This window comes from Kitasatospora sp. McL0602, assembly GCF_052076145.1.
Lineage (GTDB): Bacteria > Actinomycetota > Actinomycetes > Streptomycetales > Streptomycetaceae > Kitasatospora.
The window spans coordinates 5,034,117-5,052,332 of record NZ_CP197246.1 but is presented as its reverse complement, the minus strand read 5'-3'; the positions used below and the strand labels follow the sequence as shown (position 1 = coordinate 5,052,332).

At 72.8% G+C, this 18,216-nt stretch carries 13 protein-coding genes, 1 tRNA gene and 2 pseudogenes; 10 read left to right on the top strand and 6 right to left on the bottom strand.

The annotated features are described in order from the left end of the window. Positions 1 to 46: 46 nt before the first annotated feature. On the top strand, positions 47 to 1,240 hold the full coding sequence (locus ACR68M_RS23080; protein ID WP_441246010.1) for an acyl-CoA dehydrogenase family protein: 1,194 nt from the start codon (positions 47 to 49) through the stop codon (positions 1,238 to 1,240). 30 nt (positions 1,241 to 1,270) lie between these two features. Here ACR68M_RS23080 and ACR68M_RS23075 read toward each other — a convergent pair whose 3' ends face one another. The 3 genes and pseudogenes from ACR68M_RS23075 to ACR68M_RS23065 form a co-directional block, all read right to left on the bottom strand. Continuing rightward, on the bottom strand, positions 1,271 to 2,095 hold the full coding sequence (locus tag ACR68M_RS23075) for a hypothetical protein (RefSeq protein WP_441246009.1): 825 nt from the start codon (positions 2,093 to 2,095) through the stop codon (positions 1,271 to 1,273). A gap of 50 nt (positions 2,096 to 2,145) precedes the next feature. Continuing rightward, positions 2,146 to 2,295: a hypothetical protein gene (locus tag ACR68M_RS23070; protein ID WP_441246008.1), complete on the bottom strand. Its 150-nt coding sequence runs from the start codon at positions 2,293 to 2,295 to the stop codon at positions 2,146 to 2,148. A gap of 1,625 nt (positions 2,296 to 3,920) precedes the next feature. Then, positions 3,921 to 4,355: pseudogene (locus ACR68M_RS23065) on the bottom strand (universal stress protein); the annotation flags it as partial. Positions 4,356 to 5,224: 869 nt separating this feature from the next. On the opposite strand from ACR68M_RS23065, the gene ACR68M_RS23060 reads away from it, so the two are divergent. The 6 genes and pseudogenes from ACR68M_RS23060 (at position 5,225) to ACR68M_RS23035 (ending at position 10,994) form a co-directional block, all read left to right on the top strand. Further along, positions 5,225 to 5,995, top strand: a complete 771-nt coding sequence (locus ACR68M_RS23060) for an HAD family hydrolase (RefSeq protein WP_441246007.1) — start codon at positions 5,225 to 5,227, stop codon at positions 5,993 to 5,995. Between the two features lie 993 nt (positions 5,996 to 6,988). Further along, positions 6,989 to 7,984, top strand: a pseudogene (locus ACR68M_RS23055) (helix-turn-helix domain-containing protein); the annotation flags it as partial. A 545-nt stretch (positions 7,985 to 8,529) separates the two neighbouring features. Then, positions 8,530 to 9,132 carry an oligoribonuclease gene (orn, locus tag ACR68M_RS23050; protein ID WP_441246006.1) on the top strand — a complete coding sequence of 201 codons (603 nt, stop codon included), beginning with the start codon at positions 8,530 to 8,532 and terminating at the stop codon, positions 9,130 to 9,132. Positions 9,133 to 9,268: 136 nt separating this feature from the next. Further along, positions 9,269 to 9,344, top strand: a tRNA-His gene (locus ACR68M_RS23045). A gap of 190 nt (positions 9,345 to 9,534) precedes the next feature. Continuing rightward, positions 9,535 to 9,981 carry a DUF4442 domain-containing protein gene (locus ACR68M_RS23040; protein WP_441246005.1) on the top strand — a complete coding sequence of 149 codons (447 nt, stop codon included), beginning with the start codon at positions 9,535 to 9,537 and terminating at the stop codon, positions 9,979 to 9,981. A gap of 251 nt (positions 9,982 to 10,232) precedes the next feature. After that, complete coding sequence (locus ACR68M_RS23035) at positions 10,233 to 10,994, top strand: hypothetical protein (protein ID WP_441246004.1); 762 nt, start codon at positions 10,233 to 10,235, stop codon at positions 10,992 to 10,994. A 36-nt stretch (positions 10,995 to 11,030) separates the two neighbouring features. Here ACR68M_RS23035 and ACR68M_RS23030 read toward each other — a convergent pair whose 3' ends face one another. Both ACR68M_RS23030 and ACR68M_RS23025 read right to left on the bottom strand, forming a co-directional pair. Beyond that, on the bottom strand, positions 11,031 to 11,969 hold the full coding sequence (locus tag ACR68M_RS23030; protein WP_441246003.1) for a spermidine synthase: 939 nt from the start codon (positions 11,967 to 11,969) through the stop codon (positions 11,031 to 11,033). Between the two features lie 108 nt (positions 11,970 to 12,077). Further along, positions 12,078 to 12,479, bottom strand: coding sequence for a hypothetical protein (locus tag ACR68M_RS23025; RefSeq protein ID WP_441246002.1), 402 nt, complete (start codon positions 12,477 to 12,479; stop codon positions 12,078 to 12,080). A 306-nt stretch (positions 12,480 to 12,785) separates the two neighbouring features. Here ACR68M_RS23025 and ACR68M_RS23020 point away from each other — a divergent pair, with 306 nt between their 5' ends. Beyond that, positions 12,786 to 14,369 (top strand): tetratricopeptide repeat protein, encoded by a 1,584-nt coding sequence (locus ACR68M_RS23020; RefSeq protein ID WP_441246001.1) that lies wholly within the window; start codon positions 12,786 to 12,788, stop codon positions 14,367 to 14,369. Positions 14,370 to 14,414: 45 nt separating this feature from the next. Here the strand turns inward: ACR68M_RS23020 and ACR68M_RS23015 are convergent, their stop codons facing one another. Beyond that, a complete protein-coding gene (locus tag ACR68M_RS23015) occupies positions 14,415 to 15,059 on the bottom strand; it encodes a histidine phosphatase family protein (RefSeq protein WP_441246000.1) in 645 nt (214 codons plus the stop codon). Between the two features lie 211 nt (positions 15,060 to 15,270). Between ACR68M_RS23015 and ACR68M_RS23010 the strand changes: the two genes are divergently transcribed. Further along, positions 15,271 to 16,530, top strand: coding sequence for a hypothetical protein (locus tag ACR68M_RS23010; protein ID WP_441245999.1), 1,260 nt, complete (start codon positions 15,271 to 15,273; stop codon positions 16,528 to 16,530). Further along, entirely contained in the window at positions 16,527 to 18,212 is a 1,686-nt protein-coding gene (locus tag ACR68M_RS23005) for a hypothetical protein (RefSeq protein WP_441245998.1), read from the top strand. The genes ACR68M_RS23010 and ACR68M_RS23005 overlap by 4 nt, the downstream gene beginning before the upstream one ends. Positions 18,213 to 18,216: the final 4 nt, after the last annotated feature.

The following is an 18,216-nucleotide window of genomic DNA, read 5'->3' as shown; positions in this document are numbered from 1 at the left end:
CCCCGTTGCGGCATCGGCCCTGCGGGCCTCGACCGAGGAGATCACCATGCTCGACCACCGCTTGGACCGCGAGTACGAGGAACTGCGGCGCACCGTCGCCGAGTTCGCCCAGGACTTCGTCGCACCGAAGATCGGCGAGTTCTACGAGCAGGGCGAGTTCCCGTACGAGATCATCCGCGAGATGGGGCGGATGGGGCTCTTCGGTCTGCCGTTCCCGGAGGAGTACGGCGGCATGGGCGGCGACTACTTCGCGCTCTGCCTGGTGCTGGAGGAGCTGGCCCGCGTCGACTCGTCGGTCGCCATCACCCTCGAAGCCGCGGTGTCGCTGGGCGCGATGCCGATCTACCGCTTCGGGACGGAGGAGCAGAAGCGGGAGTGGCTGCCGAAGCTGACCTCCGGCGAGATGCTCGGCGCCTTCGGCCTGACCGAGCCCGAGGGCGGGTCGGACGCGGGGGCCACCCGCACCACCGCGCGCTACGACGAGGCCACCGACGAGTGGGTCATCAACGGCACGAAGTGCTTCATCACCAATTCGGGTACGGACATCACCGGCCTGGTCACCGTCACCGCACTGACGGAACCGATCGCTCGTTCGAGTGAAGACGGCGGAAAGGTCTCGCCAACGCGGGAGATCTCCTCCATCATCGTGCCTACCGGAACCCCGGGGTTCCAGGTGTCGAAGAAGTACTCGAAGGTCGGGTGGAATGCATCCGACACCCGTGAACTGTCCTTCACCGAATGCCGTGTCCCCGCCGCCAACCTCCTCGGAGAGCGCGGTCGCGGATACGCCCAGTTCCTGCGGATTCTCGACGAGGGCCGCATCGCCATCGCAGCCCTGGCCACCGGCCTGTCCCAGGGTTGCGTCGACCAGTCCGTCCAGTACGCCAATGACCGCCGCGCTTTCGGGCGGACCATCGGCGCCAACCAGGTCATCCAGTTCAAGCTGGCCGACATGGAGACGCGCGCACACATCTCCCGCATCGCCTGGCGGGACGCCGCCTCCCGGCTGCTGCACTCCGAACCGTTCAAGAAGGAGGCCGCCATCGCGAAGCTCTACTCCTCCGAAGCGGCCGTCGACAACGCCCGCGAGGCCACCCAGATCCACGGCGGCTACGGCTTCATGAACGAGTTCCCCGTCGCCCGGTTCTGGCGCGACTGCAAGATCCTCGAGATCGGCGAGGGCACGTCCGAGGTCCAGCGGATGCTGATCGCCCGGGAGCTGGGCATCACCTCCTCCTGAGCACCGATCGCGGGCGCCGCCGGTCCGGCATCAGTGGACCGGCGAGCCTGCGACACCCCCGGTGCCGGCAGTGCTCGCAGTGCCGGCAGCGCCCGCGCCGGAGTCGATCTGGTCGTACCGGACCAGAGCCAACTGGAATGCGGTCGGATCCACTTTCACCACTCCCGAGAAAGGACCACTGAACTCGACGACAAGACTCACCCCGAAAGCAACGGAGGCGCCGACAAAGGCCATCAGCATCAGATTACGGACATTCGCCGTCAGCCCGATCATCGGTGGCGTCGCGACGACGAACACCGCCCCCACCAGAAGGCCGCCCAGGGCAATACCCGGCACCACTGCCCTGATGTCCGCGAGACGAGAATTCCGCTTCGCGTAGACATCCGTCAGATTCCGCAGCACGTCGCTCTTCGCAGTGACCTCTGCCGGCATCTCCACGTGAACAGCATCGGCAGTCGACCGGGCCCGGTCGATCGCCTCCCAGGCCGTGACACTTCCGCGCCCCCGTGCCATCTCCGACCACTCCTCGTCCACCACCAGCCGGGTGTAGCCCCGCAGGTGGTCCCGCAGCACGGTCCGCCCCGCCTCCGGTAGATCCCTTGTCGACCAGTACACCTCTGTGAGGGCCCGGGATTCCTCATAGGTGTGCTGGCGTGCGGAGTTCATCTGCTGCCAGGCCCCGGCGATGCTGAAGCCGGTGAACAGCGCGAAGAAGCCGAGCACTGCCGCACCCGCGAACGCCAGAGCCTGCGGCGAGGTGCTGCCGTCCCGCGATCCCCTGCTCCGGCCGAGCACGATGCCGATGGCCAAGGCCAACAGGCCACCGGCGAGCGCCACCAATCCGATTTTCCACACCGTCGCTGCTCCTCATCCTCTGCGGTTCCTCGCCTCCACCCGACTGACCGTCAGTTCGGCGTGCGCGGGCGGACGGTGAAGGCCGCTGCCAGCACGCACAGCACCGGAAGGAGAATCGCCAGCAGCATGAGCATCACCTCGTCCGCGCCCCAGGTGTCCTCGTCATCGCTTCCGAAAGGAGACCCCTCGACGGCGGGCATCCCACCCGCACGCGCTACCGCACCGGTCGGCGCCGCGCTCGCCGCCCGAGCACTGGCGCCTGCCGCCGGGCCGGCACTCTGCCCTGGCACGGGAGTCCGGCCGGCTGCCGGATTCGTGCCCGCACCGGCACCCGAGACCCCCGCCGCTCCCCCGGGAAGCACAGCCCCGGCCGCAGATGCGACGGCTGCAGCGAGCCCGGCGCGTACGGCTGCCGCTCCACCCTGGGCTGCGGTCGAGTTGCCAGGCAGTCCGGCGGGTAGTCCGCCAGGCAGTCCGCCCGGCGGGACAGCAGCGAACGGGCCACCAGGCAGCGGAGCCGGTCCAGCACCCGGGCGGTAGGGAACCACGACGCTCGACGCCTGCCCGGTTGCCGACGCCTTGTCCTGCGCCGGGCCCTGGCCCTGTGCTTGCGCTTGGCCCGCCCCCGGACCCGCTCCCTGCCCCTGCCCCTGCCCCTGCCCCTGCCCCGAGCCGGCCCCAGCGCCGCTGCCTCCGCTACCGCTGCCACTCCCACCGTTCCCACCACTACTCCCACCGGTGCCGGTACCTCCACCGCCGGATCCGGGGACAGCGCCGTCGTAGCTGCCCGGGGCGTCAGCGCTCAGCCGGCGCCCCGGAAGGCGGTGGCCGTCCTCCCCGACCACCGCGTCGTCCGCGAAGCCCACCGCGTGAGCCGTCCCCTGCTGACGCCCGGCCTTGGCCGAGCCGGCTGCGGCGCAGTCGGCCGGGTGGCCGGGCACCAGGAGTTGCCCACCCGCCAGCCCCGGGCAGGAGGCGGCCCCGAGGCCGGGAAGGTCGTCGACGACGCTCACTCTGCCGACGGGTACCTCTCCGACGGCCTCGACCCGGTAGCGGGCCTCCATCGATCCGCCCGCCCGGTGCGCCGACCCTGCCCTGCCGACACCCGCGTCGGGGACGGGGACGGCACTGTCCTCCGCCATCGCCCTGGTACGCCGCCCGACACCGCTCCCGGACACCACTCCGACCCGAGAGAGCGCCAGCCCGGCGGTCACTCCGTGATACCCGACCTGCTCCGATGCCACAGCCCTGGGGAGCCCCGCCGGAGCCACCGCATCAACCGCTGCCGACCCCGTTCGAACGCCTGGAGCCGCCGTGATCCGCACCGCGCAATCGACCGTGCCCAGCGCGGGCACCGTGACCGGCCCGCTCCGGCCGCATGCCACCACCCCGCCCGCCACCTGCGAGTCGGTCAAGGTCGCGGCCAGCCCGTACTCCGCCCGGTTCACCAGGCGGTACGTGCGCAGCACCGGCTCGCCCGCTCGTACCCGGACGTCCACTCCCGCGACCGAGTTGGTCCGCACCGTCAGCACCAGTGCGTCGCGGGCTTCGCCACCACGGTGCTCTCCGCCGGGCGACGCCTGCGGCGCCTGTGCGCCTCCGGCCGCCGCGCCGACCAGGAACGGCACCAGCAGCGGCACTACCAGGGGCACGAGCAGTACAGCGGCCAGTGGCCGCCCGGGAGCCTGCAGTGCGTCGGCGGTCCGACTGGTCAGTCCGGTGGAATGTTGAATGCGCACATTTCATTCATCACCGGATGCACCCACCCGCCAATCGGCATGACTGATCATCAGTGGAAATGATGACTCGATCAGCTCAGCCGATGTCAGGGGATGACGATGACCGGCCGGTTGGCCCGGCGGGCGAGTCGGCCGGAGACCGACCCGAAGAGCTTGCCGAGGATGCCGTGGGTGCTCCCGACCACGATGGCGTCGGCGGCGTACTCCCGGCCGACCTCCTCGATCTCGTGGCAGATGTCCCCGCCGCGCTCGACCAGGATCCACGGCACTCCCGACAGGTAGTCGGCGCAGGCCAGTTCCAGGCCGAGGATCTCGGTCCGGTGGTCGGGGAGGTCGACGAAGACGGGTGGTTCGCACCCGGCCCAGACCGTCGTGGGCAGCCGGTTCGCGACGTGCACGATCACCAGCCCGCAGTGGGAGCGGCGGGCCATCCCGACCGCGTAGGCCAGGGCCCGTTCGCTCGACAGCGAGCCGTCGAAGCCGACCACCACGCCGTGCTGGAACACCGGGTCGCAGGACCGCACGGCCTGGCCTTCGAGCACCGGATCACCGGCTCCGCCCGTCCCACCGATCCCGCCCGCCCCGCCGGACCGGCCGACCGCCGATCCCGTACCGTCCGTCACCGCACCCTCCGTGCGCTCGTCCCCGTGCTCCCCTCTCCGCTGTCGTGGCCTGGGCCAGCCACGACGCACCACGTCCCGACCGAACGCGGCAGCAGGCCGACGGTCGCGCGGGACGGCAAGGGGAAACGCTTCGACCGGTCCGGCAGCATCTGCGCCGACCGACCTGGGGGGCTCAAAACCAGCCATGGCTCAAAGCTCTTCGAGTGAGATGGGCCGACAGGGAAGGACAAGGCTGCCCAGGCAACAGGTCTACCCACGACACCGAGCCGGTCTTCGCCGAGCACCACCGATGTGACCTGTTCCTTTCAGAGTACGACGAGGGCAGGGCCCCGCCCAGCAGTGAAGCCCAAAAACGGCCACTATCCCGCTAACGGGGGATGCGTGCGCCGCGCTGTTCACGCCCCTCCCGCAGGCGGAGTGCGCTCGCCCGATCGAGGAGGTTCCCTGGAGCTTGACCGAGGAGACCCATCTGCGCAACAGGGCAACCACACAACGTGATCCGACTGTCATCGATCAGCCGCTCCCGTCACACCAGCACCTTTCGCACCATCTCTCACACGGCTGACAGCGCACCCCTCCAGTACGCGCCTGCACCACCGAGTCACCCAGCTCCCTACCCGTCCACCTGCCCCGATCCGCCGCGTCCGCTGTATCCGACAACATCCCGCACCATCCGTGATGCACCGGTTTCGGCCACTTCCCACAGTTCGGGCCGTGAGCTGGCAAATGCCTGATGCATAGGCTCGGCCGCTGGCACCATGCAGCGCATGCCGCTGCTCCTGCTCGACCTCGACAACACCCTCCTCCCCCGGGACGCCGCCTTCCTCGGCTGGGCACAGGACTTCCTGGACGACCACCGACTGCCGTCCGACGACCTGCACTGGTTCGCCGCGATCGACGGCGGCGGCTACGTTCCGCGCAGCACCGTGCTGGGTGCCGCGAAGCGCCGGTACGGCCTCGACCACTCCCTCGACTTCCTGCTCGCCCACTACCGGCGAGGGATCAACTCGCACATCCAGTGCCCGTCGGCACACGTTGCGGCACTCCACGCGGCACGGGCCGCCGGCTGGACCATCGGCATCGTCAGCAACGGGAACACCCGCCCCCAGCTGGAGAAGATCCGCCGCACCGGCCTCGTCCCGCTGGTCGACGGCTGGGTCATCTCGGAGGAGGCGGGCTGCCTCAAGCCCGACCCGCTGATCTTCGAGATCGCCGCACAGCGCTGCGGAGTCCCGCTCACGCGCGACTGGACCTCGCACACCTGGATGGTCGGCGACTACGCCCCCGCCGACATCGCCGGAGCGGAGGTGACCGGTCTGCGCAGCGTCTGGCTCCACCACGGCCGCCCCTGGGCCGAGCCCGGGTACCGGCCGACGCTGAGCGCGGCGGGGCTGCCGGAGGCCGTCGGTCTGGTGCTGTCCGCACGCAGCGCGCCGGGCGCGCGTGCCCGGGAGCGCGCGCAGGCCACCGCCGGCTCCGCCGCCGCGGGCGCGTCCTCCATCGCACCGATCAGCGGCCTCCGGGCCGTCTCCCCTTGACGGCAGGGCTCGGGGTGGACGGCCGGGCTGCCGCGCGGTGGCCTGTTCGAGTCGGCTGTGCAGGGCAGCGCGCCGGGTGGGTCGAAGTCGGCCAGGAGGGCCCTGAGGGCCTGCGCACCGCGCTGCGGGGGCTCACAGAGGCGCACGACGCTACCTCGCGCGCCCTCCCGCGAACCGCTCATTTTCGGTCAATCTCGCTTCGGAAGCACCACGTTGGGGAAAGCTGCAGCCCAGACCACTCGGCAGGGCGCAGCGTGCCGGGAGGGTCTCGGGTGGGTCGTACAACAACAAGCCACCGTTACTCAGGCCCCCTTCCCAGAGGGGTCGACGGGTGCCACGCTTCGTGATCGAATGCATCACGCCAAATTGCCATGTCGACATAGCGTCGGATGGTGAACTTGTCACAACGGGAACGGTCCACCCAGTAGATTCGATCTTGGCGAGCAGTGCGGCACCACCACACCACACCACCGAGGGGGCTGGAGCGCCTTGAGCAGGGTGAGCAGGAGCGACGCGGGTCCTGACGGCCAGTCGCCGACCGGCCCCGCGGGTCGGGACCCAGGAGGCACGACGCCCGTGCCCCGAGTCGAGACCTCCTCGGCACTCAGACTGCCGCGCGGCCCGCAGAGCACCCCCGGCACTCCGCTGTACCCGCAGAGCCTGTCCCCCGCCCGGACGGCCGGCCCGTCGGCTGCCAACTCGCCCAGCGGTCATCAGAGTTTTTCGCCTACCGGCGGTGGCGGAGGGATCGCAGCCGGCCACACGCACGCCCAGGTCCACACTCAGCCGCACGTTCAACCACACCCCCATACTCACCCCCACCCCCACGCCCAGCTCCACGCCCAGTCCCCGGCGTACGCAGCGTCGGCCGGTCCGCAGCACGCGACCGCGATGGCCGCTCTGTCCGGGGCGCCCGGCCAAGGCGCGGGTGCTGTCGGTGTGTCAGCCGGGCTGTCGGGCACGGCAGGTGGCTCCGGTGCGACGAGCCAGGGCCTGCTGACCGTCCCCCGGAAGCTCTCGGGGCGGCGGCGGCGCGAGACCGTCGCCGTGCTGATCTTCGGTGGGGCCCCCATCTTCGAGAGCTCGATCCCGCTCTCGGTCTTCGGGGTCGACCGCCAGGACGCCGGTGTGCCGCGCTACCGGCTGTTGGTCTGCGCGGGCGAGGACGGCCCGCTCGCGACCACCGGCGGCCTGACCCTGAGCGCCCCGTACGGCCTGGAGGCGCTCGCCCGAGCGGGCACCATCGTCGTGCCCGCCTGGCGCTCGATCTCGCAGCCGCCGCCCGTCGAGGCGATCGCCGCGCTGCGCAAGGCCCACCACGAGGGCGCCCGGATCATCGGCCTCTGCACCGGCGCGTTCGTTCTGGCGGCGGCCGGTCTGCTGGACGGCCGTCCGGCCACCACCCACTGGATGTACGCACCGACGCTGGCGAAGCGGTACCCGCGCGTGCACGTCGACCCCCGCGAGCTGTTCGTGGACGACGGCGACGTGCTGACCTCGGCCGGCACGGCGGCGGGCATCGACCTCTGCCTGCACGTGGTGCGCAGCGACCACGGCGCCGAGGCCGCGAACGCGCTGGCCCGTCGGCTGGTCGTGCCGAGCAGGCGTGGCGGCGGCGGGCAGGCGCAGTACATCGACCAGTCATTACCGGAGGAGATCGGCAACGACCCGCTCGCCGAGGTGGTGACGTGGGCCCTGGAGAACCTCAACCAGCAGTTCGACGTCGAGGTGCTCGCGGCTCGCGCCTACATGAGCCGACGCACCTTCGACCGCCGATTCCGTACGCTCACCGGCAGTGCGCCGTTGCAGTGGCTGATCACCCAACGGGTGCTGCAGGCCCAGCGGCTGCTGGAGACCTCGGAGCTGTCGGTCGACGACGTGGCGCGACGTTGCGGGTTCCGTTCGCCGGTGGCGCTGCGCGGGCACTTCCGCCGCCAGCTCGGGGTCTCCCCGGCCACGTACCGGACGAGCTACCGCGCTCGGCGGCCGCTTCCCGCTGCCGCAGTACCGGCCCAGGCCCTCGCGGGTGAGCGGTCGGCGGCGGCATCGGCGTCGTCGTCCGAGCGGCATCCGGCTCCGGGCGGCGCAGGCGGCCACTCGGGTGCCGGAGCGAGCACGTTCGGCCCGAGCGGTACGCCTACGGATCGGGGCGCGGACCGGAGTGCGGACCGGGCGGCGGCAGGCCCGGCGCAGGGCTCCGCCGCTCAGCACGGGAAGAACCGGGCCAGGCCGCTCGTCCCGCCGCAGTCCGGCCCGTCGGCCCGGCGGCCGCTCACCGGCACTCAGGCAGGCGGACACCAGGCTGCCGGGCATCAGGCAGGCGGACACCAGGCCGTCGAGCACGCGGTCGCCGAGGAGGAGGGGCACGGGCAGCCCACTGCCCGGGGCCTCGGCCAGGGGCACCGGGCGGACGGCCCGGGGCTGCCTGCCGGCTTCGCCGGGCAGGACGCGGCCGGTGACGACTCGGCGGAGCGGCCCGCCGGTGAGGGCCGGGAGCTGTCCGGTTCACGGGATCGCGCCGTAGGGTGAGTGACGTGAACGACCGTTTGGTATGGATCGACTGTGAAATGACGGGGCTCGACCTCGACCGGGACGCCCTGGTCGAGGTCGCGGCACTCGTGACCGACTCCGATCTCAACATCCTCGGCGAGGGCGTTGATGTGATCATCAGGCCACCGGCCGAGGCGATCGAGGGCATGCCGGAGTTCGTCCGCGCCATGCACACCTCCTCCGGGCTGCTCGACGAGCTCGAAGGCGGCGTCACCCTCGTCGAGGCCGAGGCCCTGGTGCTCGCCTACATCCGCGAGCACGTGCCGGAGGCCGGGAAGACCCCGCTCTGCGGCAACTCGGTGGCGACGGACCGTGGCTTCCTCTCCCGGGACATGCCCGCCCTCGAGGGGTACCTCCACTACCGGATCGTGGACGTCTCCTCGATCAAGGAGCTGGCCCGCCGGTGGTACCCGCGCGCCTACTACAACAGCCCGCAGAAGGGCGGTAACCACCGCGCTCTGGCGGACATCCGGGAGAGCATCGCCGAACTCCGTTACTACCGCGAGGCGGTGTTCGTCGCGGCCCCCGGCCCGGACACCGACACCGCCCGCGCGATCGCGGCGAAGTACCAGCTGCCCACCGGCTGACACCCTCCGGCGCCCCCCGACACACCCTCCGGCACACCCCCTGGGCTCGATCGGAGCCGAGGTCGAAACCCTGGCGCGAGCACCCTCTCCGATCCTGTAGAGTTCTTCTTGTCGGAGCGGGAACGCCCCGAAAATGGTGGGTGTAGCTCAGCTGGTAGAGCACCTGGTTGTGGTCCAGGGGGCCGCGGGTTCAAGTCCCGTCACTCACCCCAACGGCCTTGAGGGCCTGATCTCTTGAGATCAGGCCCTCAAGGCTTTTCTGCGTTTTCGGCGCCGCCGACTCCGAACCCCCGTGCGGCGGCAGGGACTTCGCGCCGCCCGGCACCATCGGCCGGCCGGACACCCGGACGAATTCCGGCCGCCCTCTCCCCCTGATAGCTACCGACTAGTAACATCGCTCGTATGACGACACCTTCGATCGGCCAGCTGCTCGACTCCACCGTGCCGATGGCCCACACGCTGAAGCTCGAGTACCTGGAGACCAGCGCCGAGCGCGCCGTGCTGCAGCTGCCGGACCAGGCCGAGTTCCACAACCACGTCGGCGGCCCGCACGCCGGTGCGATGTTCACGCTGGCCGAGTCCGCCAGCGGCTGCATCGTCCTGGCCGCGTTCGGCGACCAGCTCTCGCGCGCCGTGCCGCTCGCGGTGAACGCCGAGATCGCGTACAAGAAGCTCGCCATGGGTGTCGTCACCGCGACCGCCACCATCGGCCGCCCGGTCGCCGACATCGTGGCCGAGCTGGACAAGGGCGAGCGCCCCGAGTTCCCCGTCACCGTGGAGATCACCCGCGCCGACGGCGCCATCACCGGTGTGATGACCATCACCTGGACGCTGCGCCCGAACTCCTGAGCCACCGCCACCGCCGGTCCGACCTCGCCCGCCCAGGTCGGACCGGCGGTGGCATCGGGAGGTGCGCAAATGCGTCCGGAGGCATTCGGACGGCCCGCACGCCGCCCGCCGCTCCGCCCGCCCGGCAGAACCGATTCGGCCGAAAAGCGCGCGCCCGGAGCCGGACGTACTCCGGAAGCCTGACCCGTCATGTTGACACCCCGTCACTCCTCGGCGTGACTTCCCGCCCCCACCGCTCGTTCTCCCCTCACGTGCGAGCCAATCACGCGACACACTCCCAGCCCGAAGCCACCGCTACGCCGCGCCCCGGCCGTACGGGCACCTGGCTGCCCCGCCCACGGACGCTGGCGGCCGGGGGTGCGGTGCTCGCCCAGGTGTGGGGGCTGAGCCTCGGCATGACCAGCGCGTACGCGGCGGCGACCGACCCCGGCACCGATCTGGTCAGCCGGTCGGAGGCGCCGGCCCTGCTCGAGCAGCTCACCGGCACGGTACCGCTGCTGGAGCATCAGGCGGCGCCAGTCGGCCGGGTCCTCCAGGAGCGGATCCGCTCAGGTGGGCTCCCCCTGCCCGGACAGGCGACCACCGTGCCCGACGCCTTCGCCATCGCGGCCGTCCTGCTCCCGTCCGTACCGCCGCAGCCCCGAGGGGACGACGCGCAGCGGGCCTCCCGTTCGCTGCCGGGCGGCACCGGCGAAGCCCGGAAGCCGACCGGCCTGACCGCCTCCGCATCGGGCGGCGCGAGCGCCGACGGCAGTGACCGGGCCCACCCCGCCGTCAACGGACAGCAGCCACCCGGCGTCGGCGGCCCCGGCGGGAGTGGGCAGGCTTCGCCACTGGTCCCGGCCGACCAACTCACCGGCCAGGACCCCGGTGCGCAGGACCTCACCCTGACCTCCGCCGCTCCCGTCGGGGGCGGCGACGACTTCACCGCCGTCCTCGTCCCGATCACTGCCGGGCTGCTGCTCACCGGTGCGGCGATGTACAAGCACCGCGGTCTCCCGCGCGGCCACTGACGCGGCGCGGCACCGACACCGGAACCGGGAGACTGCTCAGCGGAAGACGCCGGGCGGTGGCGCGGGGGACGGACCTGCGGTCCCGTCGGTGGCGGGGGCCGCGCCGGCGGTGAAGTCGGCGAGAGCCCGGCCGTGTTCGATGCGGCCGAGGTAGGAGTCGGAGGCCACCCGGCGGGCCAGCTCCTCGACCGGGAGGGGCTGCTGGGCGGCGGCGAGTATCAGATTGCCGAACCGCTTGCCCCGCAGCACCGCCGGGTCGGCCACCAGACAGACCTCGGGGAACACCGCCCGCAGCGTGGCGACCTGGGAGCGGGCGAAGCCGAGCTGGCCGCCGTCGGCGATGTTGGCGGCGTACCGGCCGCCGGGGGCGAGCGCGCGGGCGGCCAGGGTGACGAACTCGACCGTCGCACAGTGGGCGGGCACCCGGGCTCCGGCGAAGACGTCGGCGATGACCAGGTCGACGGTGCCTTCGGGGGTCCGCTCCAGCACCGCGCGGGCGTCGGTGCCGCGCACCTTGATCTGCCAGCCGCGCTCCAACGGCAGCTCGGCCCGCACGAGTTCGGTCAGCGCGGTGTCGATCTCCGCGACCTGCTGCCGGGAGCGCGGACGAGTCGCCGCGACGTAGCGGGCCAGGGTGAGGGCGCCACCGCCGAGGTGCAGCACGGTGATCGGCTTGCCCGGCTGGGCGGCGAGGTCGATCAGGTGGCCGAGCCTGCGCTGGTACTCGAAACCCAGGTGGGTCGGATCGGCCAGGTCGACCAGGGACTGCGGGGCGCCGTCCACCAGGAGGCTCCAGGCCCGTGGCCGGTCACGGTCGGGAACGAGCTCGGCCAACCCGGAGTCGACGGGGCGCGCGAGCGGGCCTTCGGCGTGGGTGCGGCCGCCGTCCGCCCGGGGGCCGTCGGGTCGGGTGGCTGCGGCGGGCGTCGGCTCTGCTTCGGTGCGAGCCCTGCCGGCCCTGTTGCTGCGTCCCATACCGACCATTATCGCCGGGCCGTGCGGCCGCGTCGGGCCGTGTGCACGGACGGGTAGGGGTGCGGGTACGAGGAGGGGTGCGGGGGACGAGTGCGGGCAGGTGCGAGGTCAGAGCGGCCCGAGGCCGCTGGCCGTGAGGGTGCAGGCCGCCTCGCAGAGGGCCGAGCGGAGCACCCAGGCGTCCGTCGGGCGGGCCAGGGCGTTCGGCCCGGCAGGCGGCATGACCCAGCGCGGGTCGGTGGGCGGGAGCGCGGGCGCCCCCGTCGTACAGGTGCTGCCCGGGAGGTGCCAGCGGTCCGCAGTGCCGGCCGGCACCAGGAAGGCGATCGCCGAACCGCCGGCGCCCTGCATGACCGAACCGCAGGCGCGGCGGAGCCGCAGGATGTCCACCGTCTCCAGGCCGAGCCGGACCGCGACGGTCACGGTGTCGTACCGCACCAGGGCCGGGGCGATCCCGGGGAGCACACCTGCGGCACCCGGGCGGCTGTACTGCGGCACTCCGACGGCCATGAGGGCTTCTCCTGTCGCTTCGTCAACCGGAAGGCCTGCCCGCATCGATCGGGTGGGGGTGCGGACAGGACCTTCCACGTATCAGGACAACGCAGATGGTGCACGGGAGGCCACGGGGAGGTGTACAGCAAGCCATGGCATTTCATGGCAGAACTCGGCAAGAGTGCCCGAAATATACCTGATTGACCATACATCATCCGGAAACACGCTGTGGTTGATCGGTGACTCCGGGTACTGTCACCCGACAACAGCAGACAGGCATACCAAGGCACGGACTCCACCAGGCACGCACTCGGAGCGCAGATCATGGCAGCCACGAGATCAGCCGGGCCCCCGCCCGCCCCTACCGCCGCCGCACCCGCAGCCACACCCGCAGCGACACCCACGGCCACGCCGAACGCTGCGATGCGCGAGCTGCGCGGTGACCGCTCACCGGGCGAGTTCGCCACCGCGATCCGGCGGGCGGCTCGGGAGATCGGCGAGCACGTGTCCTGCGACGCCCGGTACGTCGGGCGGGTCGAGACGGGCGAGATCCGTTGCCCCAACTACGCCTACGAGCGGGTGTTCCGGCACATGTGGCCCGACCGCTCGCTGGCGGAGCTCGGCTTCGCGCCCCGCACCGAGGTCCGCCGGCGCACAGGTGCCGGGGCCGCCCCGCCGCCCGACGCCCAGCCCAGCTCCGGTCTGCCCAGCTTCGGTCTGCCCAGCGTCGGTCTGCTGCCGCACGACGAGGCGCTTCCCCTCAACGATTCGCACCATCCCGACGAGGAGAACGACGACGTGCGTCGCCGTACGTTCCTGAGCGGCGGCCCGACCGCCCTGGCGGCGGTGATCGGCCTCGACCGGCCGGCCCGAGCCGCGAGCCACCCCACCCACCTGCCCGTCCAGACCGCCAGCAAAGGCGCCACCGCCAGTACCGACGGCGGCGACTCGAGCGCCGGGCCCGCCGCACTGCCGCTGCTCCAGCAGCCGGTGCCGCCGCCGCGCAAGGTCGGCGCCGCCGAGGTGGACAGCGTCGAGCAGGCCGTCCGGGACATCCGGATGCTCGACGACGCCCGAGGCGCCGACGCGCTCTTCGAGTTGGCCGGGCAGTCGCTGCGCAGCGCGTACGTACTGCTGAACGACGGCGAGTACAGCGCCGCGACCGAGCGTCGGCTCCAGGCCGGGGCCGGCGAGTTGGCGATCTCGGTCGGCTGGCTCGCCCACGACTCGAACCGGCTGGCCGACGCCCGCTCGTTCTACTCCGAGGCGCTCGCCACCGCGCGGATGGCCAACGACTCGGCCCTGGAGGCGCACGTCTTCTGCAACAGCGCCTTCCTGGCCCGCGACACCGGGCGGCCCCGCGAGGCCCTGCGCGCCGCCCAGGCCGGGCAGGCCGCCGCCCGCCACCTCGACTCGGACCGGCTGCTCTCGCTGCTGGCTCTGCGCGAGGCCGGCGGCTGGGCCCTGATGCGGGACAGACCCGGGTGCGAGCGGGCGCTCGCCCGCGCCCGGACGCTCTTCGAGCGGGGCGAGTCGGAGGCCGACCCGGAGTGGATGTCCTTCTTCGGCGAGGCCGAGATCGCCGGGTTGGAGGCCCAGTGCTGGTCCGCGCTCGGCGAGTGGGACAGGGCCAGCGAGCGGGCCGAGCGGGCCATAGAGCTGCAGGACCCGCACTTCGTCCGCAACCGGGTGCTCTACACCGCCGAGCTGGCCCACGACCGGCTCGGCCGTGGTGACTTGGCCGGGGCGGCGCAGCACGCGTCGACGGCCGTGACACTGCTCGGCGAGGTCCGCTCGGCCCGCATCCGGGGCATGATCGCCGACACCGCGGGCCACCTGCGGGGCCACCGCGCGGTGCCCGAGGTCGGTGCGTTCCTCGCCGAGTACGACGCGGCGTCGGCGGCTTAGCCGGCCCGCCGGCAGGGCCCGCCCGTGGGGCACCGCTCGGTGGAGTCAGCCGTTCTGGAGGTGGCTGTGGTCGTTCCAGATCTCGACGGCGGGCAGGCCGTACTCCCAGGAGAGGACGGAGAGTGCCGCCGTGCCGAGCTTGAAGCGCTGGGCGTACTCGGGCGGCAGGCCGAGCCAACGGGCCGTCAGGATGCGCAACAGGTGGCCGTGGGCGAAGAGCACCACGTCGCGGTCGGCGCCGTGCATGGTGGTGGTGTCGGGGTGCGGCGTGCCATGGTCGGCGTTGAGCTCGGCGAGGAAGCCGTCGATGCGGGCGGCGACCTCGGCGAGCTTCTCCCCGCCGGGCACGCCGTCGCGCCAGATCAGCCAGCCCGGGTGGTCGGTGGCACGGATGTCCGCGCCGGTGCGGCCCTCGTACTGGCCGTAGTCCCACTCCAGCAGTTCGGTCCGCTCGACGGCGCGGTCACCGAAGCCGGCGAGCTCGCAGGTCTCCTTGGCGCGCGAGAGCGGGCTGGTGTAGACGATGGCGTCGGGCAGGCCCTGCCAGGGCGCCTTCGCGAGCCGGGCACCGAGGGCGCGGGCCATCGCCCGGCCGTCGTCGGTGAGCGGGATGTCGGTGCGGCCGGTGTGGCGGCCGGAGGCCGACCAGTCGGTCTCGCCGTGTCGGACGAGCACGATGCGGGCGGGCATGAGGGACTCCTCGCAACTGGGGTGGCGGGTGGCCAGAGGCGGCGGGCTCACCATTGAGTGCCGCCCCCATGATCCCCCACCACCGGCCCCTCCGGCGCTGCCGCCGGGAAACTCGCCGCAGTCGGCGCCCGCACCCCTGGCCCCGTCGGTGTGCGCTCCCTGCGGCGAACGCCCCCGGTTGTCGGTGCCGGATGCGACACTGGGCCGCACCATGAACGTCTCGCACCTCGGGCAGGCCCGGCCGCTGCCGCAGCGGCTCGCCGAACTGCGCGGCCCGGCGCCGCAGCGCAGTCTCGACGCCCGTGCCCTCGCCGCTCTTGCCGCCAATCCCGGTTGCCGTCGCCGGGCCGTCCTCGATGCCGCCGGGGTCGACAAGGCCGCCGTCGCGCAGCGGCTCGGCCGCCCGGCACCCTTCGGTCAGTCGCCGTTCGCGATCGCCCGTGGGAACGTCTTCGAGTTCCGGTTGAAGGAGAACGGCTACGCCGCGCTGCTGGAGCCGCTGCGCCGTCGGCTGGGCATTCCTGCCGACGGCGCGGCGGACGCTCCGCTCGCCGTGCCCGATCTCCTGCACCGGTCGGGCCCCGCTGCTCGGGCGGAGCGGACCAGGCAGGTGCTGGCCGAGGCGGCCGCCGATCCGGACGGCTGGACGCTGCTGGACCACCCGATGCTGCGGCTCGACGTCGCCGGGAGTCCGGCCTATCTGGAGCCGGATGCCGTGGTGGTGCACGGCGGCCGCTGCACGGTGGTGGAGATCAAGTCGTTCCCGATCCTGGACGGCTCGGCCGACCCGGCCAAGGTCGGCGCCGCCGCCCGGCAGGCCGCCGTCTACGTGCTGGCGCTCCAGGAGACGGCCGCCGCGCTGGCGGGCCGGCCGGTGGAGCTGTCGCCGTACGCGGTCGCCGAGCTGCCCGGCAGCCCCGAGCTGAGCGTGCTGCTGGTCTGCCCGAAGGACTTCAGCAACCGCCCGACTGCGGCGGCTGTGGACGTCCGCCGTGAGCTGGCCACGACCCGCCGCCAGCTCTCGCTGATGACGCGGGTCGACGAGCTGCTCGGCGCCCTCCCGGCGGGGACGACCTTCGATCTCGCGCCCGACGCCGCCGGCAGCCCGACCAGGCCCGCCGACGAGCTGGCCGAGGCCGTCGAGTCGGTGCCCGCCGCGTACCGGCCGGACTGCCTGTCGACGTGTGAGCTCGGCTTCCACTGCCGGGCCCAGGCCCGTTGCGGCGACTCCGTCGAGCAGCTCGGTCCGGGCGTGCGGGGGGAGTTGGGCAGCATCCGTACGGTCACCGAGGCGCTGGCGGCAGCAGCGGGCAGCACCTCGCAGGAGACCACGGTCGAGGACGAGGCCGCCGAGCGGCTGGCGTACGCAGCGGCCCTCCGACGCGAGGCGCTCGGGCATGAGGCAGTCGGCCATCAGGCGCTCGGGCACGAGGCAGTCGGGCATCAGGCGTTCGGGCGGGCCGCCGGATGAGCCTGCTCAGCACCCTGGCCCGGCTGGAGGCCGTCCGCAGTGGGCGGGCCGAGCCGCTGGCGACCGTACGGCACCGGCATCTGGCCGAGCGGCCGATGGTGGTCGTGCCGCTGGCGGCGGCCGGTGAGGCGGGGGCTCCGCTCGCCGTGCTGCTCGGCACCGAGCGGGAGGCTCCTCGGCTGCACCTGGTGCCGCAGCCGCTGAACCGGGCGCAGCGGTTCGACTTCCTGGCCCGCTTCGCGGCCGAACTGCTGCCGTATCTGGAGCAGTTCGGTGCGGACGTCGAGCAGATCGAGGCTTCGGAGAAGGACCCGGAGACGGGCGAGAAGACTCAGGTGTTCCGCGAACTCTGTTTGGACGCACCGCAGTTGATCGTGCCGAACACGGGATCGATCCGGCATCTGTCCCTGCTCGGGCGGTCCACCCGGTTCCGCCGTACGGTGGCGGACGCCGACCCGGGTCTCTACCCCGCGCCGACGCAGGTGCCGTTGCTGGGGCGGTGGTTGACGCATCTGACCGAGCGCGCGCAGGTGCCGGGCTCCAGTCTGCTGCTGCCGATGACCGGGCTGCTGGCCCGGCACTGGGCGACGGGGCAGAGCCATCTGGAGGACCAGCATCTCGGCGCGCAGCTCGGCTGGCACCACCCGGCGCCGGGGCTGACGGGCGCCGGGACGGCCGAGCGGGCGGAGACGGAGCGGGACGCGTACGGGCAGCTCACCCACCCGCCGGCCGGGCCGGTCACCGATCCGCGCTTCGACGAGCTGGTGCTCGCCCCGGCGATCACCCGGCACGACGCCGCGCTCGCCGCGCTGCACGACGCGACCGCCCGGACAGGCACCCACGCGACCGCCCGCACGGGCACCGACACGGCCACCCGAGCGGGCACCGACACAGGCCCCGAGCACGAGGTGCGCGTGCTCAAGCTGGCGGCCGAGCAGCTGCACGACGTGCTGGAGCGGGTGCTGCTGCCGACCTGGCACGACGTCTGGCGCGGGATCGACCTGCTGCGCGCGCTGCCGCCCGCCGCGCACCTGGCCGAGCGCTGGGAGAGCGACCGCTGGTCGTACACCGGCCACCGGGACCGGCTGGCGGCCGGGGAGCCGCCGCAGCCGAAGCAGGACGACGCGGTGACGGCCGCCCGAAAGCTCGCTCAGCGTGAGCGGGAGCAGGCCCGGGTGGAGGTCCAGGAGGCGCTGGACGATCCCCTGGCGATGGCGGAGCGCCGGCTCGCCGGGGAGGCGTTCAGCGGCGTGGTGACGGAGGTGACGCCCGCGTACGACACCTCCGGGCGCTCGCCGAAGCCCCGCCCGCTGGTGACCGTCCGCACCACCGACCGGCCGCACGCCGACGCCGGGCGGGAGGTGCACCGGGCCGGTGGCCCGGCGGCGCAGCGGGCCGTGGTCGTGGGGGCCGATCAGGGCGCGGGGACGGTGACGGTGCGGGTGGTGTCCGGGATGGGCCGGAAGAAGGAGCCGGAGCCGGGGAGTCTGCCGGAGCCGGGTGAGGTGGTGACGTTCACGCTGTTCGAGCTGACGCCGCGCCAGTCGGCGCCGCTGCCCGAGCCGGACGACACCCCGTGGACGCACGGCGGCCCGCCGGGGTCGGCCGCGCCGGCCACCGGCAACGGCGCCGCCGCCAACGCCAGCGCCAGCGCCAGCGCCAGCGCCGAAGAGTGGGAGTAGCGGG